The organism is Nostoc sp. NMS2, from assembly GCF_017115105.1.
Classification (GTDB): Bacteria; Cyanobacteriota; Cyanobacteriia; order Cyanobacteriales; family Nostocaceae; genus Nostoc.
Window position 1 is genome coordinate 1 of record NZ_JABXKH010000079.1, and the last position, 21911, is coordinate 21911.

The 21911-nt window shown below is 41.7% G+C and carries 19 protein-coding genes; 11 read left to right on the forward strand and 8 right to left on the reverse strand.

Annotated elements, in window-relative coordinates; genetic code table 11:
• Positions 1-53: 53 nt before the first annotated feature.
• Together HWQ36_RS15270 and HWQ36_RS15275 are read left to right on the forward strand one after the other, a co-directional pair.
• Positions 54-227, forward strand: a complete 174-nt coding sequence (locus HWQ36_RS15270; protein ID WP_366829077.1) for a hypothetical protein — start codon at positions 54-56, stop codon at positions 225-227.
• Positions 228-936: 709 nt separating this feature from the next.
• Positions 937-1812: an MBL fold metallo-hydrolase gene (locus HWQ36_RS15275; RefSeq protein ID WP_292704209.1), complete on the forward strand. Its 876-nt coding sequence runs from the start codon at positions 937-939 to the stop codon at positions 1810-1812.
• 136 nt (positions 1813-1948) lie between these two features.
• Here HWQ36_RS15275 and HWQ36_RS15280 read toward each other — a convergent pair whose 3' ends face one another.
• A complete protein-coding gene (locus tag HWQ36_RS15280) occupies positions 1949-2203 on the reverse strand; it encodes a hypothetical protein (RefSeq protein WP_292704210.1) in 255 nt (84 codons plus the stop codon).
• Positions 2204-2322: 119 nt separating this feature from the next.
• On the opposite strand from HWQ36_RS15280, the gene dhaK reads away from it, so the two are divergent.
• Positions 2323-3393, forward strand: a complete 1071-nt coding sequence (gene dhaK / locus HWQ36_RS15285; protein WP_292704212.1) for a dihydroxyacetone kinase subunit DhaK — start codon at positions 2323-2325, stop codon at positions 3391-3393.
• Positions 3394-3645: 252 nt separating this feature from the next.
• Positions 3646-4293, forward strand: coding sequence for a dihydroxyacetone kinase subunit DhaL (gene dhaL / locus HWQ36_RS15290; RefSeq protein ID WP_292704214.1), 648 nt, complete (start codon positions 3646-3648; stop codon positions 4291-4293).
• A 22-nt stretch (positions 4294-4315) separates the two neighbouring features.
• On the opposite strand, the gene HWQ36_RS15295 is transcribed toward dhaL, so the two are convergent.
• The 3 genes from HWQ36_RS15295 to HWQ36_RS15305 form a co-directional block, all read right to left on the reverse strand.
• Complete coding sequence (locus HWQ36_RS15295) at positions 4316-4909, reverse strand: nucleoside triphosphate pyrophosphatase (RefSeq protein ID WP_292704215.1); 594 nt, start codon at positions 4907-4909, stop codon at positions 4316-4318.
• 121 nt (positions 4910-5030) lie between these two features.
• The gene (psbP, locus tag HWQ36_RS15300; RefSeq protein ID WP_292704217.1) at positions 5031-5576 is read right to left on the reverse strand and encodes a photosystem II reaction center PsbP; all 546 of its coding nucleotides are present in this window, start codon (positions 5574-5576) and stop codon (positions 5031-5033) included.
• Between the two features lie 172 nt (positions 5577-5748).
• Positions 5749-6615, reverse strand: a complete 867-nt coding sequence (locus HWQ36_RS15305; protein ID WP_292704219.1) for an aldo/keto reductase — start codon at positions 6613-6615, stop codon at positions 5749-5751.
• 161 nt (positions 6616-6776) lie between these two features.
• Between HWQ36_RS15305 and HWQ36_RS15310 the strand changes: the two genes are divergently transcribed.
• Positions 6777-7538 carry a hypothetical protein gene (locus HWQ36_RS15310; protein ID WP_292704220.1) on the forward strand — a complete coding sequence of 254 codons (762 nt, stop codon included), beginning with the start codon at positions 6777-6779 and terminating at the stop codon, positions 7536-7538.
• Between the two features lie 286 nt (positions 7539-7824).
• Positions 7825-8091 carry a DUF3146 family protein gene (locus HWQ36_RS15315; protein WP_012411764.1) on the forward strand — a complete coding sequence of 89 codons (267 nt, stop codon included), beginning with the start codon at positions 7825-7827 and terminating at the stop codon, positions 8089-8091.
• A 73-nt stretch (positions 8092-8164) separates the two neighbouring features.
• On the opposite strand, the gene HWQ36_RS15320 is transcribed toward HWQ36_RS15315, so the two are convergent.
• The 3 genes from HWQ36_RS15320 to ntcA all read right to left on the reverse strand — a co-directional run bounded on the left by HWQ36_RS15320 (position 8165) and on the right by ntcA (position 11168).
• Positions 8165-8617 (reverse strand): Holliday junction resolvase RuvX, encoded by a 453-nt coding sequence (locus tag HWQ36_RS15320; protein ID WP_292704222.1) that lies wholly within the window; start codon positions 8615-8617, stop codon positions 8165-8167.
• Positions 8618-8837: 220 nt separating this feature from the next.
• Positions 8838-10328 (reverse strand): DUF3084 domain-containing protein, encoded by a 1491-nt coding sequence (locus HWQ36_RS15325; RefSeq protein WP_292704224.1) that lies wholly within the window; start codon positions 10326-10328, stop codon positions 8838-8840.
• A 168-nt stretch (positions 10329-10496) separates the two neighbouring features.
• Positions 10497-11168: a global nitrogen regulator NtcA gene (gene ntcA, locus HWQ36_RS15330; protein WP_010998529.1), complete on the reverse strand. Its 672-nt coding sequence runs from the start codon at positions 11166-11168 to the stop codon at positions 10497-10499.
• A gap of 380 nt (positions 11169-11548) precedes the next feature.
• Here ntcA and fabI point away from each other — a divergent pair, with 380 nt between their 5' ends.
• The 5 genes from fabI (at position 11549) to HWQ36_RS15355 (ending at position 18639) form a co-directional block, all read left to right on the forward strand.
• Entirely contained in the window at positions 11549-12325 is a 777-nt protein-coding gene (gene fabI / locus HWQ36_RS15335) for an enoyl-ACP reductase FabI (RefSeq protein ID WP_292704284.1), read from the forward strand.
• A gap of 169 nt (positions 12326-12494) precedes the next feature.
• Positions 12495-13130, forward strand: a complete 636-nt coding sequence (gene hisB, locus HWQ36_RS15340) for an imidazoleglycerol-phosphate dehydratase HisB (RefSeq protein WP_292704286.1) — start codon at positions 12495-12497, stop codon at positions 13128-13130.
• Positions 13131-13337: 207 nt separating this feature from the next.
• The gene (locus HWQ36_RS15345) at positions 13338-14321 is read left to right on the forward strand and encodes an ABC transporter ATP-binding protein (RefSeq protein WP_292704289.1); all 984 of its coding nucleotides are present in this window, start codon (positions 13338-13340) and stop codon (positions 14319-14321) included.
• A gap of 538 nt (positions 14322-14859) precedes the next feature.
• The gene (locus HWQ36_RS15350) at positions 14860-16347 is read left to right on the forward strand and encodes an SLBB domain-containing protein (protein WP_292704292.1); all 1488 of its coding nucleotides are present in this window, start codon (positions 14860-14862) and stop codon (positions 16345-16347) included.
• An 867-nt stretch (positions 16348-17214) separates the two neighbouring features.
• Complete coding sequence (locus HWQ36_RS15355; RefSeq protein ID WP_292704294.1) at positions 17215-18639, forward strand: right-handed parallel beta-helix repeat-containing protein; 1425 nt, start codon at positions 17215-17217, stop codon at positions 18637-18639.
• Positions 18640-19328: 689 nt separating this feature from the next.
• On the opposite strand, the gene HWQ36_RS15360 is transcribed toward HWQ36_RS15355, so the two are convergent.
• Complete coding sequence (locus HWQ36_RS15360) at positions 19329-21581, reverse strand: polysaccharide biosynthesis tyrosine autokinase (protein ID WP_292704297.1); 2253 nt, start codon at positions 21579-21581, stop codon at positions 19329-19331.
• Between the last annotated feature and the right edge of the window lie 330 nt (positions 21582-21911).

Sequence of the window (21911 nt, forward strand, 5' to 3'; positions counted from 1 at the left end):
TTAAAAATAAGGGTGGATGATTTTTATCCCACGAGAGTCATAAAAGAGCGCTAATGCCACCCTTTGGATCAATTAATCGGCGGGATCTGATTCGTTGTCTGAAAGATGCAGGTTTTGATGGGCCTTACCCAGGTGGTAAGCATCAATATATGGTAAAAGGTGAATTAAAGCTGACAATTCCCAATCCGCATCAGGGAGACAGACATCAGCCCAAGCTTACTAAATAGAATATTACGTCAAGCTAATATCAGCAGAGATGAATGGGAAGCTTTATAAATTATATGTATATACGCGATCGCTCATGAGACAATAAATACTAGATTTTAAAGTCGGCACTCTTCACATCGTAGTAAAATCAAACTCACTACTAATGTCATCCCAGTAATGCTAAAACATGGTAAATGACCTTTTGGAGCTTTTATAGAGAAGATAAGGTTATCAAACCATACAGTAGGAATTTCTTCAAATAAATCTATAAAAAACAATAATTTCTGCCTTCCATTTTAGAACCCAACCATCCTACTTCAGAGCCAAAACGACACCAAGCTTCCCAATCTGGCTCCTTGTTTCCCCCCATATTTTGCCAGATTTTGGCTTCATAAGTTCTGCTAAATCCACCCTTACCCAAAAGTCGTATTACCCGAAAACGGTTTCTGAATAATGATGTGAGTATTTGTCCACACTTAATGTAAAACTTATTATCATCAGGATTAAAGGGATCTGAACAATTGGAATTAGAACTAGTAAAGCATATTTGGGAATAAGCAGATGGTGTCTATTAAGTTTTCCCATTTTCTGCCAACTGGGTTTCACGAATCTTTATATCTTTGAGCAGATTTACTTCTAGTGGTGTCTACAGTCTCAAGTTACTTTTGCTAGCGTAGTGATATAAGGTTTATCGCTCCCCAGTATGCGGCTGGAGGCAAAAGGATTAATATGGCTCATTTAAATCAGCGTCGCTCCCAAAATGTCAACGGCGATTTTTATGTAGATACTACCTGTATTGATTGTGATACCTGTCGCTGGATGACTCCTGAAGTGTTTTCTCGTGTTGATGAACAGTCGGCGGTTTATCATCAACCAACGAATGAAGCGGAAAGATTAGCAGCGCTGGAAGCACTTTTAGCTTGTCCTACTAGTTCTATTGGCACAGTTGAGAAACCAAAAGATATCAAAGTTGCTCAACAACAGTTTCCAATATTAGTAACAGAAAATGTTTACCATTGCGGCTATCATTCTGAAAAATCTTACGGTGCTGCTAGCTATTTAATTCAACTTCCAGAAGGTAACATTTTGGTGGATTCTCCCCGGTTTACGCCGCCTTTAGTCAAGCGTTTAGAAGAACTGGGGCCAATTCGTTATATGTACCTCACTCATAAGGATGATGTGGCAGATCATCAAAAATTTGCCGAGCATTTTCAGTGCGATCGCATCCTTCACACTGATGATATTACTGCGGATACTCGCAATGTGGAAATACAGCTAACTGGTTCCGAACCATTTACTTTAACTCCAGATTTATTAATTATCTCAGTTCCCGGTCACACCAAAGGGCAAACTGTCCTACTTTATAAAAATAAGTTTCTGTTCACTGGCGACCATCTCGCTTGGTCAGAAAGCTTGCACCAACTGGCTGCATTCCACGGTGCCTGCTGGTATTCTTGGTCAGAACAGACTAAATCAATGCGTAACTTGGCTAATTACTCTTTTGAATGGGTGTTACCAGGTCATGGGCGAAGGTTTCATGCTGATAGAGATACCATGCGCCAGCAGATGCACAAGTGTATTGAGTTAATGGAATCTTTGGATTGATATTAAATAACTGACTTTTCACCTAACAGGCTACGGTATACACACATCTTTGTGCTGGGTGCAAAATGTGGTTTGATCCTCCTAAATCCCCCTTAAAAAGGGGGACTTTGAGGGGTTTTTGCCCTCTTTTTTAAGGCTACGCACATAGTCTTCTAAAGCTGCCCCACATCTTGACCTGCAATGCTAGTGCATCAACCTGCAATGCCAGTGCATCAACCTGCAATGCTAGTGCATCAACCTGCAATGCTAGTGCATCAACCTGCAATGCTAGTGCATCAACCTGCAATGCTAGTGCATCAACCTGCAATGCTAGTGCATCAACCTGCAATGCTAGTGCATCAACCTGCAATGCCAGTGCATCAACCCGCAATGCTAATGCATCAACCCGCAATGCTAATGCAATACCGTAGCTTTTTAGAAGATAGATTTAGACAGAGGTCAGACTCTATTGCATAGAAACAAGAAGCACTATAACCTGAGTTTTAGCACCCTTTTAACCAAACACGGATTATGAAAAAGCTGATCAACAAGCCGGAAGACTTTGTACGGGAAAGTCTAGAAGGTATGGCGGCGGCTCATTCCGATTTAATTAAACTGAACTACGATCCGACTTTTGTCTATCGAGCCAACGCACCTATTCCGGGTAAAGTAGCAATTATTTCTGGTGGTGGCAGTGGACATGAACCAATGCACGCTGGCTTCGTGGGCAAAGGAATGCTGGATGCAGCTTGTCCTGGTGAGGTTTTCACTTCACCGACTCCCGACCAAATGCTAGAAGCAGCAAAGCTTGTAGATGGAGGCTCTGGTATCCTTTACATCGTCAAAAATTACAGTGGCGATGTCATGAACTTTGAGATGGCAACGGAGTTAGCCCGTGGCGAGGGTATCCGAGTCCTAAATATTTTGATTGATGATGATGTAGCAGTTCAGGATAGCCTCTATACCCAAGGACGGCGGGGTGTGGGAACAACAATACTGGCGGAAAAAATTTGTGGCGCGGCGGCTGAGGTAGGGTATGATTTGCCACAAATAGCAAATTTATGTCGCCGAGTAAATTTGAATGGGCGGAGTATGGGAATTGCTTTAACATCTTGTACAGTACCCGTTAATGGAATGCCGACATTTGAATTGAACGATCGCGAAATCGAATTAGGTATCGGTATCCACGGTGAGCCAGGAATAGAACGTACAGCCCTCAAATCAGTAGATGAGATTACCGAAATTTTGACGCGATCGCTCCTTGAGGATGCAGCGTACAGCCGCACACTGCGCGAGTGGGATGAAGATAAAGGAGAATGGGTAGATGTAGAACTTACAAATCTCCCATTTGCCAAAGGCGATCGCTTATTAGCTTTTGTCAATAGTATGGGTGGAACCCCGATTTCCGAACTGTATATTGTTTACCGCAAACTCGCCCAAATCTGCGAACAGCAAGGATTGCAAATTGTGCGAAACTTAATCGGCCCTTACATCACATCTCTTGAAATGCAAGGTTGCTCCATTACCCTGCTGAAATTAGATGATGAGATGATCCGATTATGGGATGCACCAGTCAAAACACCAAGTTGGCGCTGGGACTAATTCGTAATTCGTAATTCGTAATTCGTAATTAAAGACAGTTTCAGACTGTATATTTAGATAACTACACCAAACAAAGCCATGTGCCATGTATAGAGGGAGCATCCCGAATGTCTAAAAGCATAGGCTGTCATTGTGAACGTGATGACAATCTATCATCTTGAAAAATTTACTTACATTGGGATGCTCTCTGTATAGATGAGGAAAACTTAAACCCTAAAATTACGAATTACGAATTACGAATTACGAATTATTATGTTGAGTCAGGCGCAGATATTACAATGGTTGCAGGCTTATGCAACTGAGATAGAGCAGAATAAAACCTATTTGACAGAATTAGATGCTGCGATCGGAGATGCTGACCACGGTATAAATATGGATCGCGGCTTCAAAAAGGTAAGTATTCAGTTACCAACTCTTACAGACAAAGACATCAGCAACATTCTCAAAACCGTCAGTATGACTTTGATTGCTTCCATTGGCGGTGCTAGTGGCCCTCTCTATGGAACCTGGTTTTTACGAGCTAGTACAGCAGTAGTAGATAAGCAAGAATTAACAGAACAAGATGTGTTAGGGCTACTCCAGGCAGGCTTAGACGGGGTGCTGCAACGTGGCAAAGCGCAACTAGGAGACAAAACAATGGTGGATGTGTTATCTCCGGCTGTAGTCGCTTTTGGGCAGGCTGTAGGCGAAAGGAAGGGAACGCTGGAAGCGATGCAACAAGCTGTAGCAACAGCCCAAAAGGGGTTGCAAGAAACTATACCTATGCAGGCGAAAAAGGGACGGGCTAGCTACCTGGGGGAACGGAGTATCGGACATCAAGATCCAGGAGGGACTTCTGCTTATTTAATGTTGAAAAGTTTGTTAGAGGTGTTGGAAAGTAGCCAAACAACTGACCATTGAAAATTAACAATCTGCACAATAACTATTGCCAGAAATCAGTGACATTGTATCCCAGTTCACCTAATATTTGCCGCAGCAGGGGTAAACTGAGTCCTATTACATTGCTGTGACAGCCTTCAATTTTTTCAACAAAGAAACTACCAAAACCTTCAATGGCAAAGGCTCCAGCACACTTGAGGGGTTCACCTGTGGCAACATAAGCAAGAATTGCGCGATCGCTCATTTGAGCAAAGTAAACTCTTGTAACTTGAGACTTGACTATGGTACGGTTTTGCTCAAGGTCAATTAAGGCGTGACCTGTATATAAGTCGCCAAAGTTACCTTGCATTATCTGCCAACGCGCGATCGCTTCAGAAGTATCTGGTGGTTTGCCGTAAATTTCACCATTTATGGACAAAACTGAATCACAACCCATAACCAAAGCTGATTCAAACTGCGGGGCTACAGTTTCCGCCTTATATTGGGCAAGAGTTTTGACCAATTGTGCTGGTTCACTTAACTGAATTTGCGACTCGTCAAAGTCACTGGCTCGAACTATCGGTTCAATACCAACAGTTTGCAGCAAGCGGCGACGAGCGGGGGAAGCTGAGGCAAGTACAAAAGGTGGAATTTTCATGAGATTTATAAAAAGCTTGTTAATTGGGTATGGGGCATTGGGTATTGGGCATTGGGCATAGCTCAAGAATCAATAGTTCTTCTTCCCCTGCTCCCCCTGCTCCCGATTCCCCACTCCCCAATTAATAGACAGAAAAAGAATTTACAACCTCATCAATCATTCCTTTAACTCTCTGCCAGCGTTTTTCAGGAATTGAGGCGTTGAGGGTAAAAACTTTACCACGGCTAACAGCGACGCTGGCGATGTTGTGCCGTTGTTGTTGATTGGGGAGTTTAACCTCATACTCTAAAAGGTAGTACGTTTTACCGTCTACTTCTCGTTGTGCGGCATTGACTAATTCAGCCGAACGACCAGAGTCAGGAGGCGCAAGAGCAGCTTTTCCCAGCTTATATCCTACTTCTGTTGGGGTTCCCAATTCTGATAAAGTTTTGCCTTCTGGAACTGGGCTAATCACAACAGAAACATTTTCGGACACCTCAATCAAATCGTGTAAAACCACATCTGGGCCGTTGGCAACTTTAACTTGCAGCCAGCCGTTAGGATATAAAAACTGATAGCCATCACTAGTGTCTACAAAGCTTTTGAGTCCAGCCGCAGCCGCTACATCAGAATTACTCAGGCTGAAACTCAACACCAATAGCAAAATTAATACAATTCTTTTCCACATTTATCCGAGTTCCTTTGGGCTGGGGACAACACCAGTCTTGCATCATTTCTCGTTTTTATTCTCCCACCAACCGGGACGCTTCGGATGACGCATTTCGGGTTGCTTAAGCGATCGCCTGTTTTTGGAAAGACTGTTTCTAGGACTTACGCACTGTACAACATAATCATAATGATTAAGTTGCGCGATCAATTTTTTGCACTTCTTCATCAGATAGTTTCACATTGATCGCTTGTACTGAATCTTCGATGCTGTAAACCTTGCTAGCACCAGGGATTGGCAAAATAGCGGGTGACTTGGAACGCAACCACGCTAGAACGATATTATATACTGACACGCCTTTTTCTTTAGCTAACTTAGCGATCGCAGGAATATCTTGCAAATCCTGATGGCGACGTCTACCACCAAAGGGACTCCAAGGCAAAAATGTCAATTCTTGCTGTTCGCAATACTTCAACACGCCGTCCTTTTCTGGCTGTCGTTGCCAAGGGCTATATTGATTCTGCACCGAGACAATATCTACTACATCTCGCGCCTGCTTAATTTGTTCAACGGAAAAGTTAGAAACTCCCACAAACCTAATCAAACCTGCCTCCACTGCTTCTTTCACTGGCGCAAGGGATTCTTCAATGGTGTAATTAGGATCGGGAGAATGGTATTGCCAAACATCAATGGGTTTAGCACCACCTAACGCCTCAAAACTGACTCGAATTGTTTCGCGCAAATGTTCTGGGTTGCCGTTGCTTGTCCAGTTTCCATCGGGACGCATCAAACCGCCTTTAGTTGCCACAATTACTTGGCTAACATCACCTTTGTAACTACTAAGTGCCTTATGAATTAATCGCTCATTGTGGTGTTTTTCTGACTCATCTTTGCAGTAAGAGTCGGCAGTATCAATAAATGTAATACCCAAATCCAGAGCATGATGAATAACTTCGATTGATTGCGATTCGGGAGGGCGATTAGAGATTGACATGGGCATACCACCCAAACCGATCGCACTCACAAAGACACCAGTTTTTCCTAGCTGTTTGGTTTCCATGCTTCTAGCTATAGCTTTCTGCCCCAATTATCTCCCAGCTAGTCAAAGCTTTTTTAGCGATTTATCATAAATCCTCCCTAGTACTTAGATTTGGTGATAAGTGAATGGGCTACAAGGGGAATACTCTAGTCAGGGGTTAAATATTTTATATACAAGCACTGATGAAAATTGTAGAGGAAACCCGTACCAGATTGCAGCTAAAGCATCGACCACTCGGATATTGGGTTAGCGGGTGGTGTACTTTTATTGTCTGTTTAAGCTTTTTGATTTACTGCTTAGTTTTTGATTTTGCTTCACTTCAAATAACTTGCGATCGCCTCTCGCCAAGCAAAATTAATTGTGAATTGAGACGGTTTAATTTGCTGGGAAGCATGGAGAAACTCAGAATGTTTGATCCCAGTGAAGCATACATTCTCACAAAGACTGGCAGCAAAGGGTCGAAAAGCTATCAGGTTATAATTGTGACTCCATTTCAAGATTTTCCTCTTTTATCCCATCTTAGCTATGAAGAGAATCAGGAATTTACCTTGAAAACCAACGATTTTATCAACTCTGGTCAAACTTCTCTATTGGTACAGCAAAATCAGCGAAATTATCTATTTTTCTTAAGTTTATTTATATTAATTATCATGGCGATCGCTGCTTTTTTTGCAACATCACCTGTAACTACCTGCACCTTCTATAAGAGCATCGATCAGGTCTTTATCGAACGTAAAAGTCTGCGTGGCAATCAAGTTATTGAACATCCATTAGAAAATATTCTGCGTTTTGATATCCAAGAAAAGCAATATAAATACTCTAAGCTTTATCGGGCTGTAATTGTGCTGAAATCTTTCAAAGAAATCCCAATCAATCCACAATACACTGATGAAAAAAGTATTAGATACGTAGTTTCTAGGATACTCTTATTCTTAAGATTTTAACAAAAACTATCCCCACTACTTACCACTAGCTCATAGACTAAAGTCATAGATCGCTGACTTATCTAGGAAGCTGGGGATATTCTCTATCACAAATGATTTAGGATTTGCTATATAGACACGGAAGTTCGAGATTAATTAAGTTCGAGTCACTTTTACTGAAATTTTACAGCATTCTTGCTCAACTACAAATACTCACTTTGTCAGTTTGTCTATTTAAGCTATGTTTGATAAATAAAATAAGAAGCCTATATGAGCGGCTGTTATTCTACACTTGACATAAAGCATTGTGAGTGCTAAAAGACGACTGCCAGAAACCATTGCCCATGTCAGAATCACCCGCCAATCTTGGCAACACGGCTTCCTTGAGGGTGAAGTGAGTGCAGGTGAGTTTGAGTGGCATTTCCAGTGGCATTTTCGCCGGGGAGAACTTGCCGTCAAGCCTTCCCAAGGCCGCGCTTTAATCAAAGAACCTCTTGGTCGATTTTTGGAGCAACAAGATTATCAGTTAGAGCCTGGAGGAGATTATGCTTTTACTATTCGGGCGGAACTTTAAAAATTAGAAGTGATTCAATTTTAGATTTTGAATTTTGGATTTTAGATTTTTCCTTCAATCTAAAATCTAAAATCTAAAATTGATTGAGTCCTGATTCTGTGAGGCGATTTAAGTATCTTTCGATTAAGAGGATGGCAACAATGTCATCTATCGGTCTTGGAGGCTGTCGCAGACCTTGTGGCAATAGCTTTATTAGCCCTTTGGGTGGGAACATTTGCCAATAGCGATCGCGTGCTTCTAAGGTTGTGTACCGCTCATCCACTAAAATAATACTTAGAGGTTCTGTCAATTCCTGATATAATTTCTGTCTCCACTGCTTGGCTGTAGTTTGGTCGCCCATCACCATCAAGGAGATCGGAAACTTTTGACGCAGTGTTTCAATGGTAGCGATCGCCTCTTTTGCTAGCGCGACCTGATGATAATACAATTGCCGATCCAGTCCCATCACCGCTAAACCACACTTATCTCGACCTGGATCAAACCCCAATATGACTGGTTGCGTTGGTGAAAATTCACGGAAATTCATAAGAAATTAAAAAGAAGAATTCAGAATGGGCTACGCCCCGCTACGCTAACAGGAATCAGAATCAATTAGTAGCGAGTCTGTCTTGGAAAGTTATGCTGCCTACAGCAAACTGCCCTCCCGATGTCTACGGCGTAAGCCGCCACTTGTGACTTTCCGCGCTCATCTCCCACTAATTGTATTCTGAATTCTGACTTCTGAATTCTGACTTCTGACTTCTTTTTTAAGTACTAAAAATAATTTTTCCGTTGACTATTGCCACTAATTTTACTCTCAATGGCCCGGCTGTATAAGTGTCCTCTGCCGCGATCGCTTTGATCTCTAAGGGTTGATTATACTGTCTTAATTGGGCGACAAAGCGCAAGAAAGTGCCCTCTACTTGCACATCTTCGACAATTCCGGCATTACGGGCCCGAAATTGGGAAGCAGAAATTAGTATTTCCAGCCGTTGCTGTAACTGATAGGATGTCATGGTTTTGGAATCGGCAGTAGTTGTGGCTAGCACTGCGCCTCCCGAAAAAACCAATTGATTTCGAGCTGTATCGGCGAAAAACTCTATCTGCTTTTCTCCCCTGACGTAATTACCAGCTGAGAAAATTCGCAGCACATATTCTTGACCATCGCTAATCTGCTTGCTCAATTGGTCAACCCTATCCTGAGTCACGCGCAGTAGCTCTACATTGGCAGGATTTGCCCCAGGCTCACTTAATTCAAGATTGGCGTTGCGATTGGCTTCTTGTAAAAGTTGTACCACTGCCCGACGAGCGGCAGCAGGTTGGTTAACACGAATTACAGCAGCAGACAGAACTTGACCGCGAACTAAGGCCAGCTTCCCTAAACGCAGGTCGCGGTAAGACTGATAATATTTTTCCAGCCTTGCAACTTCCAATTCTAGTTGCTCTTGTTGTGCTTCCAATTCTTTGAGGCGCGATTCCCGTTTGGCAATCACTTCTTCTCGTGCTGCAACTTCTACATTCCGCTTTTGAATCAGTTGATCGAGTTGGCCAATTTTTTGATCGCGCGTTTCTATGGCTTCTTGACGGTTAGCGAGTTCGCGATCGCGTTTTTCAATTGCTGTTTTGGCTTCGTCAATGGCTTTTTTCGCTTCAGCATACAGTCGTTGTCGTTCTGTCTTCAGTAGTTCAACTGCCGCCTGTAGCTCTTTTCTCTGATTGGAAACGCTTTGCAACTCAGCTATGGCTTTTTGGTACTGAGTTACAACTTGTCCTAGCTGACCTTGAGTGCGTTGGAGTTGAGTTTGAGTTAGGGCTTGTTGACTAATGGTGCGGTTCAACTGAGCTTGTGTTTGCAGCTGTTTGGCATTCGCCGCTTGTAAAGACTGATTAATTGCCTGTAAGTCTTGTTGTGCCTTTGTTTGGGCAATTTTTGCTTGATTTAGCTCACTTTCTACTTGACTTTTTTGAGTTTCTGCGGTTTTTAGCTGTTCCCGCTTTTGTCTCAGGTCTGTTTGAATATCTTCTAATTCAAAGACTCCCTTTCGCAAACCTTCGTCGGCAGCGAATAAAATTCCTAACGTTGAGGCTGAAATCAAACCGCCCGTAAAAATAGTTACCACTACAGCAGTATTTTTCGGACGAAGGTTAAAAAGTGAGAGGCGAGCTTTGCCAACTCGTGTGCCGATGCGATCGCCCACGGTTGCAATTACGCCTCCCAGAATTAAAATTGCTGCGATGAGGATGTATCCGGTGGTCATCTTTAGCTACCGAAATCCTTCCAGATACAGCCTACTACTTTTAAGCATTGTCTGGAAATAAGTGGAAATTGGCAATAGCTGAAATTACTCAATTTTAGATTTACCTCTAGCTATTTGTGTCATCTTTCAAAATAGAACACGCGCCGATTCCCCTTTCTCCGATTGATTTTATGTGAATTGCCTACTTAAGGTAACAGGTTTATGCACAGTAATCTTCTTTTTGTGGATAGAAATCATCTTTTTTTCACGCAAATCCCCTAGTAGCCTAGTAACGGTAACACGAGTCGAACCAATTGCTTCTGCGATCGCCTGATGAGATAACTTCAGATCAATAGTGATCCCATCAGCACAAGGAACGCCAAAATCCCGACAAAGAATTAACAAAAAACTCACCAACCTGGAACCCATATCTCGGTGAGCGAGAGTTTCAATCATCATCTCTGTCTGTAAAATGCGCGAAGAAAGACCCCGTAGCATTAACATTGATAATTCTGGATTTTCCTTGAGTGCTTGCTCTACTTGTTCAATTGGGGCTGACAGCAATTCCACAGGGGTAAATGCAACCGCATGGTAAAACCTATCTGACTTATTTCCTGTCAGCAATGACAAAACACCAAAAACACTATTTTCCCGCAGCAATGCTACTGTTATTTCCTCTCCTGCCTCGTACACCCTAGAAAGTTTAACAGCACCTTTCAAAAGAAAATAAACTCGTTCGGCAGGATCGCCAGGAAAAAAGATCGTTTTATTGCGTTCAAACGTTTCCACAACTGGCGGAAACGCCCCGGTCGCCATCTGACGAAATACATTTGCTAGGGCTTTATCTTGTGTCACGATCATCTCCCTTCCCCTACCCAATGCCGGAAAAACAAAAACTGATTACCTAAGAATACACCCGAAAAATGAATAAAGCACCGTCAACCTTTCTGTACTTTCCTATACTCAAACAAATCACTTCATAACTCTTTGTTTATAATGATACATAATTGTTGATCCTTTCAGCTACTAATCGTTGATAACTAGTTCCAATAGCTGTATTAAAAAGGGTTTTTTAAAGAACAAATAAAGATATATTGAGAAAATCTTTAGGAAAAATCAAGATTTTTGTCATAGCAAACACCCTTCTCAATATTCATTTTTGCTAATCCTGTATAAAACAAAGACAAAACGTGCCTCAGATTCTAGTATGCTCCTAATGATCGATCGCATTAACAATTTCTATGCTGAATCTGACTGGAAAAAATGCTCTTGTTACAGGTATTGCCAATAACCGCTCGATCGCCTGGGGCATCGCCCAACAGCTGCATAAAGCCGGAGCAAACCTGGGTATTACCTACCTGCCGGATGAACGCGGCAAAATGGAGAAAAAAGTCGCCGAGTTGGTAGAACCCCTCAACCCAAGCTTATTTCTTCCCTGTAATGTCCAAGATGAGGAACAGATTCAATCTACCTTTGAGACAATTCGTGAGCAATGGGGCAAGCTAGACATCCTCATCCACTGTCTGGCCTTTGCCAGCAAAGACGATTTAAGTGGAGATTTTAGCCAAACCTCTCGTTCTGGCTTCAAAACCGCCTTAGAAATCAGTACTTACTCCCTGGTGCAGTTAAGTGGTGCAGCTAAACCTTTGATGAAAGAGGGAGGAAGTATCGTCACGTTGACATATTTAGGTGGTGTCAGAGCAATCCCTAACTATAACGTTATGGGAGTTGCCAAGGCAGGATTAGAAATGAGTGTACGTTACCTAGCTGCTGAACTAGGGCCGCAAAATATCCGCGTCAATGCCATCTCCGCAGGCCCCATCCGCACCTTGGCATCTTCAGCAGTGGGTGGGATTTTGGATATGATTCATCATGTAGAAGAAGTAGCTCCCTTACGACGCACCGTCACTCAGCTAGAAGTAGGCAATGCTGCCGCTTTCTTATGTAGTGATTTGTCCAGTGGTATTACAGGACAAGTTCTATATGTAGATGCAGGATATGAAATTATGGGAATGTAAGATAATTTGGGCATGGGGCACTGGGCATTGGGTATTGAAAAGATGCAGAGGGGCAGGGGGCGGGGGGCAGAGGGGAAAACTCTTCTCCCTAGCTTTTTCTATCTCCCTCATCTCCCTCATCTTCGCCATTCCCCATTCCCCATTCTCCATTCCCCACTCCCCATTCCCCATGCAAATTAGCAAAGTTAATTCAAATTACGACCAGTCAACGAAAACCCCCCGGATTGCGACTGTTCACCGCACCACTGGTGAAACTAATGTGCAAGTTACCATCAACCTAGATGGTAGAGGAACTTGCACGGCAGCAACAGGCGTTCCGTTTTTGGATCACATGTTGCATCAAATTGCTTCCCACGGGCTGATTGATATAGATGTCCAAGCCAAGGGAGACTGGGAAATTGATGACCATCACACCAACGAAGATGTCGGCATTACTTTAGGCCAAGCTTTCAACCAAGCACTAGGCGACAGAAAAGGTATTGTCCGCTTTGGTAATTTTCTTGCACCATTGGATGAAGCCTTAGTTCAGGTAGCGCTAGACTTTTCTGGACGGCCTCACCTCAGCTACGGCTTGCAAATTCCTACCCAGCGCGTAGGAACCTATGACACCCAACTCGTGCGCGAATTCTTTGTGGCACTTGTGAACCATAGCCAAATGACACTGCACATTCGGCAATTGGATGGCATTAATTCCCATCACATCATAGAGGCGACATTTAAAGCCTTTGCAAGAGCAACACGGCTAGCAGTGGAGATTGACCCCCGTCGTGCTGGTGTAATTCCCAGTTCTAAAGGCGTTCTATAAAACGAGTCAAATGGGGCATTGGGCATGGAGAAGAGGCAGAGGGGCAGGGGGAAGGGTGCAGAGGAGAGGAATTTTCCTCCTGCTCCCTGCTCCCTGCCCCCATCTCCCCACTCCCCAATAATTGACACACGGCTTGCTGATGGTTATTATCAGCCTACTAGGTAACTTGTAATTAATACCAAGCTGGTAATTAGTGGTTGAACCGAGATGAAGTCTGTTGCAGATGACCCTGATTCTCAACTTAATACGGCAGACACTTCGCCAGTAGTCCTAACTTCTGAGTTGCGAAAAGTCTACCGCACTGGTTTTTGGTTAAATCAAAAAGTCGTATCTCTCAAAAACTGTTCCTTAACGGTTTACAAAGGCGAAACTTTTGGTTTGCTGGGGCCAAACGGTGCTGGTAAAACCACCCTTTTAAAATTGTTGCTGGGAATTATTCATCCTACCTCTGGACGGGGATTATTATTGGATAAGCCTATAGGCGATCGCAGTGTTAAGCAACATATCGGCTATCTGCCAGAAAATCCCTATTTGTATGACTATCTCACTGGCTGGGAATTTTTGCAGCTAGCTGCTGGACTGTTCCAAATTCCTCAAAGTGTCCAACGCCAACGCATTCCACAACTGCTGGAATTAGTGGGTTTATCTCAAGCTGATGCTCGCAAAAAGCTTTTACGCCGCTACTCAAAAGGAATGTTACAGCGTGTTGGCATGGCACAGGCGCTAATTAACGAGCCAGATTTGGTTTTTCTCGATGAACCAATGTCTGGTCTTGATCCGGTGGGACGTTACCAAATGCGGGAAATTATTTTGGCGCTAAAAGCTGCTGGTAAAACGATTTTTTTTAATAGCCACGTTCTTAGTGAAGTAGAGCAGATTTGCGATCGCATTGCCATCCTTGCTCAAGGTGAACTAATTTGCTCTGGTTCCCTTAATGAACTTTTAGGCACAAGCAACACATATCATGTAAAAGGTCAAGGTGGTGACTGGGAAATTCTCAAAAAATGGATACCCACTCTCAAATTTGAACCTGATGGTTCCTGGCAAGGTACACTACAAAACGATTACTATGATTTTCTCGCTAGTGTTCGCCTGATGGAAGGTAAAATTATTGCTATGAACTTGTCGCGTTACTCCCTAGAAGAGTTTTTTATTCAACAAATTCAAAGAAAAAATAAGTCAGTTAATTAATTTCGTTGCCAAATATTCAATCAATCGATTTGTTTGAGCAACGTATATCCGTGGTATCTTATTGCAGAATAACCTCCAATTTACGCCTTTTTGAGTTTGTCTTTGCTCAACCCAACTCACAAAAAACTAAATTCCGACCTCTTTTCAAGCTTATTTGTAGTTAGTCAATGATGGAGTTCATAATTTTTGCAAAAATTACTATTAAGAGATTATTTAGAATCACAGCTTAAGTGTCATTTCATTAACTTTGGTAAAAATGCCTTGTTCGTAAGTACCTCTTTAGATAACAGACAATTTTTTATATAAACTGCGTTTATTTGCGTAAATAATATATTTTTTGAGAATCCCCAAATTCAAGTTTGCTTAACTTTAAATTAACTTCACTAAAAATTCAAATTCAATAGACAAATTTCCTCCGGAAAATTACACTTTTCGGGGAAAATAAGAGTGTTGGGGAACTTGAATACTTAGGTATAGTCAAAATAAAAATGTTTAGACAGTACTTTATTGATCGTAGTTTCAGAATCTCAAGGTAAATATGCTTAACACAAATTTGTTTAAATTCCTAACTCAGCCAGTTGTGGGTGTGGCTTTGTTAAGTGCTGTCAATGTCGCTGTGCCATTTACGAGTCTAGCTCAGGGACAACCATTACCACCAACTACACAAACACCAAGTACACAAACACCACCAAGTACACAAACACAATTAGATACTAATTATTCATTAGGAGGCGGCGATCGCATCCGGGTAAATGTATTTGAAGTACCCGAATATACAGGAGAATACCAAGTTCCCCCAGGTGGAGCAATCAACCTACCTTTAATTGGCAGTGTGTCAGTCCTAGGGCTAACAAGTGAACAGGCTGCTGACGAAATTGGTAGAAGATATGCTCGCTTCCTGAAACGTCCCTTGATTTCAGTCAATCTGTTATCGCCTCGTCCCATCAATGTTTTCGTTGCCGGAGAGGTGACACGTCCAGGGGCTTACACCCTTAGTTTGAGCGGAGGTGCGGGAGACAATCCAGGTGTACAATACCCCACTGTATTAGCCGCACTGACAACAGCGCAGGGGGTAACGCTGGCTGCGGATGTAACTCAAGTTCAATTACGGCGTAAAATAGGACGTTCTTCAGAGCAAGCCGTTACCGTCAATTTGAAGGAACTCATCCAAACAGGCAGATTATCACAGGATATTACCTTGCGGGATGGAGACACTATAGTTGTGCCAACTGCAACCAACTTTAACGTAGCAGAATCCCGCAATATATTTGCATCTAACTTTGCCGCCAGCCAAACCACGCCTCGCACGGTAACAATTATCGGTGAAGTTAACCGTCCCGGTTCTTATCTTGTCACCCCAGCCAGCACAGATGCCCAGGGGGGCGCAGCAACTAACAGTGGTACTACCACTCCCAATGGTCTACCAAATGTGACACGGGTTATTCAACTAGCTGGGGGAATTACAGCACAGGCTGATGTTCGTAATCTCAGGCTACGTCGACTTACAAGAACTGGCTCAGAACAAGCTATAGATATTAATCTTTGGCAACTATTGCAGAGTGGTGACGCTAGTCAAGACATCATCGTGCAAGACGGAGATACAATTGTTATTCCGACGGCAACTGAAATTAACCCCGCAGAAGCTACTCAATTGGCTACCACTACTTTGTCTCCTACACGCATTCAGGTTGGTGTGGTAGGCGAAGTTAAAAAACCAGGGTTAACAGACGTTCAGCCGAATAGCTCTTTAAATCAAGCTATACTCGCAGCTGGCGGATTTAATGATGCCAGAGCTAGTAGTAAGGCTGTTGATTTGATTCGCCTCAACCCTAACGGTTCTGTTACTAAACGGATAGTAAAAGTGGATTTCTCTGCCGGCATTAATGAGCAAACTAATCCAATACTCCGTAATAATGATGTTGTGGTAGTCAACCGATCTGGTTCGGCTCAGACTGGCGATACCATAAACACTGTAACTGGACCTCTCGGTGTTATCTTTAATATTCTGAGGTTGTTCGGAATCTAGTTTAAGATACAGATGTTAATTGGGGGCGTTGGTCAAACCTCTCCGTCCCCAAAATTACAATATCTATAATAGTCAAAGAGATTGCTCTTGGTGTATTCCCTTGGGAGAGAGCAATATTCATCTCTCTTGACCTATATTCTGCAATAACTACCTCTTTTGTTAAGGGGACTTACGCACTCAAAACCTGAAAGCTCGATATACCTCTTCCCAAGGCTTCCCAGATACTCTCACCTTGACCACAGGATAAGACAATACTAGGGTACAGAACTATCTTGCCTGCCTTTTGTGATCGCTTCTTAATTATTGGGTTTTTATACCAGATTTTATAATAAAATAAGTCTTATTACTGAGACTCACTTTCCGTAAATCGAAACCTCCCACTGAAAATTCTTAATTTGCTATTGATATACCTTTTAAAACTTTGTTTTAGCTACTAGGATTTTTTATGATAATGAGAATACTTTAGAAGGCAGGGGGTATAAATTGTAATCGCTGTATTGTTTTTAGTTTTTTAGCGATTATCATTATCATAAGAATTATTTAAGTAAAATAACTGTTTGATAACAGATATACTATCTTAACTACAGATACCGCGTATACACAGTAGAATGATGTCGAATTGGAAATGATGTCATTTGTACGGTTGGTTAGTGTCAATTAATGGGATGACTCTGCATACTGATAATTTTTTCAGTACTTTTACCAGATTATTACCATTTTTTTTACACTACCTAGAAAAACATTTCAGCGATATTTACGTGGAAATGCTCAGGTGTAAACCTGATAAACCGTTTATAAACTTACAAATGGTAGTTACACGACCGTATCCAATACTGACTTACTGACCAAGGCTAGAGTTACTGACCGTTGACGATTCAGTTTTTGCAATATACCCTATTTTTCCCTATGATGATTCATGGTTTAGGTTTTCTAAGTTTGAGTGCATCTCTTGTACTTCCCTGGGCATTAACAGGTCTGGTCCAAGGACAGAGAATAACAGAGTCTTTAGTTAAAGAAGTTCGTCAGTTATCCACCGATCAAAACATGCCACTACCGAGTCGCAAGCTGATTAGCCAGGCTTCAACTGCTACAACATACTATGTTAGTGGTACTGGAAATGACAAAAATAGCGGACTCACCCAGTCATCCGCTTTTAGGACACTTCAAAGGGCGGCAGACCTAACTAGGCCTGGCACTACAGTATTGATTATGGACGGAGTATATAAGAATTCCACCCCATCTGGAGCGGCACTAGGAATTCAACGCTCTGGATCGGCAAATTCATGGATTACGTATAAGGCATATCCTGGAGATAAGCCGAAAATTCAGCACAATGGATGGAATGGAATTTACATTCAGAATGGAGCCTCATATATTGAGGTAAATGGGCTGGAGGTTGTAGGGAACAATGCCAATATAACCCGTAGTTATGCGCTGAGTCAGAAGTATAACAAATCCAACCCCCTGACGAGTGGAAACTGCGTAAACATAGATGGACGACAAAAGGGTCGCTCCCACCACATACGTATTCTCAACAACAAGATACATGATTGTGGAGGTGGGGGTATTGCAGTTATTGAATCGGACTATGTGACACTGGATAATAACGAGGTGTACAATAATGCCTGGTACTCACCATACGGAGCTAGTGGCATTTCAATGCTCAGCAATTGGAATTATGACAACAACCAGAACTACAAGATGTTTGTTACCAGAAACAAGGTCTACAATAATCAAATGTTCGTTCCCTGGTATGTCAGCGGAAAGTTCCAAGATGGTAATGGCATTATTGTTGATAAGGGACGAGATTATGGCTATAAAGGACGTACTTTGATCGCCAACAATATCTCATATAAAAATGGTGGTTCTGGCATGCATACCTATGCAAGCGACCATGTCGATATTGTCCACAACACGGCTTATGAGAATAACCAGACACAGGGAATTAATTACGGGCAAATCATGAGTAATTATTCTGGTGATGTCAAAGTTATCAATAACATCCTTTATTCTGCGCCTAACAAACCAATAAGCACGAATAATAAAAGTACCAACACTACTTTTAACTATAACCTCTACAACAACAATGGTTCTCGTGCAAATTCTGTGGGACCTAACGATATTATGGCAGATCCACAGTTTGTAAATGCCTCAGGTGGTGACTTTAGAATCAAGGGAACGAGTCGGGCCGTCAATAATGGTTTTAAGTGGAATAATTTGAAAAATGATTATTTTGGTAAACCTCGTCCTGTTGGTGCTGGATATGATATTGGGGCACACGAATCTCAGTAGGCATAATATTATGTCCTGCAATCTACACATAGTTCTGCCAGACTGAAGTCCACTGTTATACAAAATAATAAGCCTACCTTCGCAGGCTTATTATTTTTTGGCTAAATAATTAAACAGCTATGATGTATATTTCCTAATCATAGAAGGTACATCATAGTCCCCTCTCGAATATCTGACTTTTCACGGCATCTGGAAAACCTCTCTCTAAATCTCTCTCCTAAAAGGAGAGAGACTTTGAATTTCCCCCTTCCCGCGTCGGGAAGGGGGTTAGGTTTTAGCGGACTTTTCCACATAACGTGAAAAGTCAGATCGAAGAGCGGGGAGGAGGGTGGTTTCATACAACCAGAGAAAAAATAAAACTGGGTTTCAAAGCCTCTTGACCTTTCGGGGAGAGGAATGGAAGCGGGGTAAAAAGCCATGCCACAAAACAAGAAATCAAGACTTATGTATTTTTATTTTTTCGTATGAAATCACCCTGCCTTTCGAAGAGCAGGGAGGGAGTTAGGGGTGGGGTTCTTGTACCTCACTCAAGCGAGAACCGCTACAAGTATCCCAACAAATTTAATTATTAATTTTTTACTAGGCAAGAAATTCAGGCAAGTTTTTGCGTAATTAATCCTGTGCGAAGTATTTCCCAGTTATAGTCTTCAATTAACTGGTAAGACAAAATCCTAATTTGTTTATTTAATTTATACAGAGGTTTTGTCTGGAATACGTTTACGTTTTTGTAGCTTTGCCTCTTTTGTCAAATCTTGATGAGTAAAGTATTGTTTAACATGGTTGAAATAACTACTAGATTCATTTTTATCAATGATACCATTTACTACTAAACCTAATACGTTGTGACTGGATCTCTCTAGCATTTCTTGAGCGGCAGATGCACTGTTAGAATCAATTACCCCAGGTCGAGCTACTAACAAAATCCCATCAGTCATTTGGCTTATAGTCAAAGCATCGGCTGCCAAAAGCAGGGGAGGAGCATCAATAATTACAAAATCATATTTATATGCAGATGAGAAACTTTCAATCAGTGATGCCATCCGCTTTGAGTCAAGCAAAGCCAGTGGATTGGGAGGTCTAGATCCAGCAGTTAAGACATCAAGATTATCCATTACTTTAGATAAAGCAACATCAAATTCAGTCTGACCTACAAGAACCTCACTCAAGCCTGCTGCATTGCTTACTTCCCAGAGATGATGCTGAGAAGGAACTCGCATATCTGCATCGATTAGTAAAACTTGACGTCCTAGTTGAGCGATCGCTGCTGCCAAGTTAGCTGAAACTGTAGACTTGCCTTCTTTAGGAACGGCGCTAGTTACCACGATAGTTTTCAGCACTTTATCTGAACTCAGGAATTTCAGATTCGCTTGAATCATTCTGTACATTTCGCTAGTTAAAGAGTAAGGCGTATCTCTGACAGCAATTGTTTGAGTTATTGATTCTGTATTTGAATAACGGGAGCGAATCTTTTTAACAGATAAAGGAACAATTCCCAGCAAAGTGTATCTAAATATATCTCTGATTTCCTGAAGTGTTTTCAGAGATTTATCTCTCATGCCTAGAACAAGAACTGTTGTAGTAGCCAAAAATAAACCAAACATCACTCCTAGCACTAAGACAATAATTTTTTTGCTCTCTACTGGCTTCTGGGGCACTATAGCCTGAGCAATAATCCGCGAACTGGCTGTATTTGTATTCTCAACTAACTGTAATTCTTGAACCTTTTTCAATAAGGTTTGATACGTTGATTCTGCGACTTCAACTTTCCGTTCTAACTCCCTCTGATTTTGTGCTAGCTGGGGTATGAGTTTAACGCGCTTTTCGTATGCCGAACGGGAGTTATACAGAGAGGAGAGTCTTTTAGCCAAACCAATGCGCTGTATTTCTGACTGTAAAAAATTTTGGATCAGATTTTGTCTTAGTTGTCCAATCTGTAATAGGTTCTGTGAAACTTCTGTTTTATTTCCAACAGTCTGACCAATTTGCTGTTTTAGGAGAGATTTTAAGCTAGCTTTCTTTGCTTCTAAGTTAATAACTACAGGGTTGTCATCTAGAAAACGGCTACGCTCAACTGCTAACTGTCGCTCAGTTTCTTGAAGTTGTGTAAGAACTCCCTGCACTGCCGGTGATTGACTGAGGGCACTCACAGCGATCGCTTCTTGAGAATTTAGCTCTACTTTCTGCCGCAGTTCATTGGTTTGGGCGTTTACCTCATCCAGTTGAGCCTTAACAGTATTCATCTCATTGTCTAGATTCCCAATAGTTGCAACGGCTGACTTTGTTTCCTCTGACAGATCTGCTATCTGATACTTCTGTTTAAATATACGTAGTGCTACTTCTGTATTATTAACAACTTCTTGAGTTTTAGGAAGCTGCTTGGCAATAAATTGACGAGTTGCTGCCGCCTCAGAGCGATTTGTCAAAATATCATTATCTAGATAAAGACTCATGATTGTGTTGACCACTGCCGCTGATTGCTCGGGATCAGGGCTGACATAGCTAATTCGCAATACATCCGTCGCACTAACAATTTTCAGGGTCAAAGATTTCCGAAGCTTTTCTACTTCTAGAGGTTTACCTTCTTCGTCTTTCAGTTGTAGTTTATCTATTGTCTGCTGCAATAAAGTAGGGGAAGAAATAACTTCTATCTGAGTGTTTATAGGATTTTGAGTTGCTAACAGCGATTTTAAATCTCCTCCATCTCCTCCTTCTGTGTTAGTAGGCAAAAGATTAGATCCTACTACTTTAAAAGAAGGAATTCTAAATAATAGTTTTCCTTCGGCTTCATAGGATGGCCTCATAAACTGTGTAGCTATAGCACTGAGAATAACTGTAGCTGTAAATATTGCAGTAGCAGGTAGCCACCATCGTTTCAATATGAATAGGTAACGACTGAGGTCTAAATCAATAGATTCTCTAGATTCCGTAGATTTTTCTGACATAAATCTTCAAAAGTACAGGTTTTAAGCGATAAACTCAATATTTATCTAGTTAGAGTAGATACAAAGCGTAGCTATTGATGATGACTAGTACTGTTTTAAAAGATGACATATAGATAGTATAGACTGTTTGAGTTACAAAGCGATGAAATCATCTATAAGCTTTGGTTTGATCAATATAAAAGCAAATGCTTATGAGTGTTGCAAAGCCTTATTAGAAGCACATACCATAAAGGTCTATGCTGATTTAAGCTTGCAGCTAACATCACTTAGTACAAAATATTAATATATCTTATAGACTGGATTAGAACTTTGAAAGTTAAGTATAACCTT

Coding starts and splice junctions, on each gene's coding strand:
- hisB (WP_292704286.1), top strand. CDS start 12,495: ATGCAAATTAGCAAAGTTAATTCAAATTACGACCAGTCAACGAAAACC.
- dhaL (WP_292704214.1), top strand. CDS start 3,646: ATGTTGAGTCAGGCGCAGATATTACAATGGTTGCAGGCTTATGCAACT.
- fabI (WP_292704284.1), top strand. CDS start 11,549: ATGCTGAATCTGACTGGAAAAAATGCTCTTGTTACAGGTATTGCCAAT.
- HWQ36_RS15270 (WP_366829077.1), top strand. CDS start 54: ATGCCACCCTTTGGATCAATTAATCGGCGGGATCTGATTCGTTGTCTG.
- HWQ36_RS15295 (WP_292704215.1), bottom strand. CDS start 4,909: ATGAAAATTCCACCTTTTGTACTTGCCTCAGCTTCCCCCGCTCGTCGC.
- HWQ36_RS15275 (WP_292704209.1), top strand. CDS start 937: ATGGCTCATTTAAATCAGCGTCGCTCCCAAAATGTCAACGGCGATTTT.
- HWQ36_RS15305 (WP_292704219.1), bottom strand. CDS start 6,615: ATGGAAACCAAACAGCTAGGAAAAACTGGTGTCTTTGTGAGTGCGATC.
- HWQ36_RS15360 (WP_292704297.1), bottom strand. CDS start 21,581: ATGTCAGAAAAATCTACGGAATCTAGAGAATCTATTGATTTAGACCTC.
- ntcA (WP_010998529.1), bottom strand. CDS start 11,168: ATGATCGTGACACAAGATAAAGCCCTAGCAAATGTATTTCGTCAGATG.
- HWQ36_RS15325 (WP_292704224.1), bottom strand. CDS start 10,328: ATGACCACCGGATACATCCTCATCGCAGCAATTTTAATTCTGGGAGGC.
- psbP (WP_292704217.1), bottom strand. CDS start 5,576: ATGTGGAAAAGAATTGTATTAATTTTGCTATTGGTGTTGAGTTTCAGC.
- HWQ36_RS15350 (WP_292704292.1), top strand. CDS start 14,860: ATGCTTAACACAAATTTGTTTAAATTCCTAACTCAGCCAGTTGTGGGT.
- HWQ36_RS15345 (WP_292704289.1), top strand. CDS start 13,338: ATGAAGTCTGTTGCAGATGACCCTGATTCTCAACTTAATACGGCAGAC.
- dhaK (WP_292704212.1), top strand. CDS start 2,323: ATGAAAAAGCTGATCAACAAGCCGGAAGACTTTGTACGGGAAAGTCTA.
- HWQ36_RS15320 (WP_292704222.1), bottom strand. CDS start 8,617: ATGAATTTCCGTGAATTTTCACCAACGCAACCAGTCATATTGGGGTTT.
- HWQ36_RS15310 (WP_292704220.1), top strand. CDS start 6,777: ATGAAAATTGTAGAGGAAACCCGTACCAGATTGCAGCTAAAGCATCGA.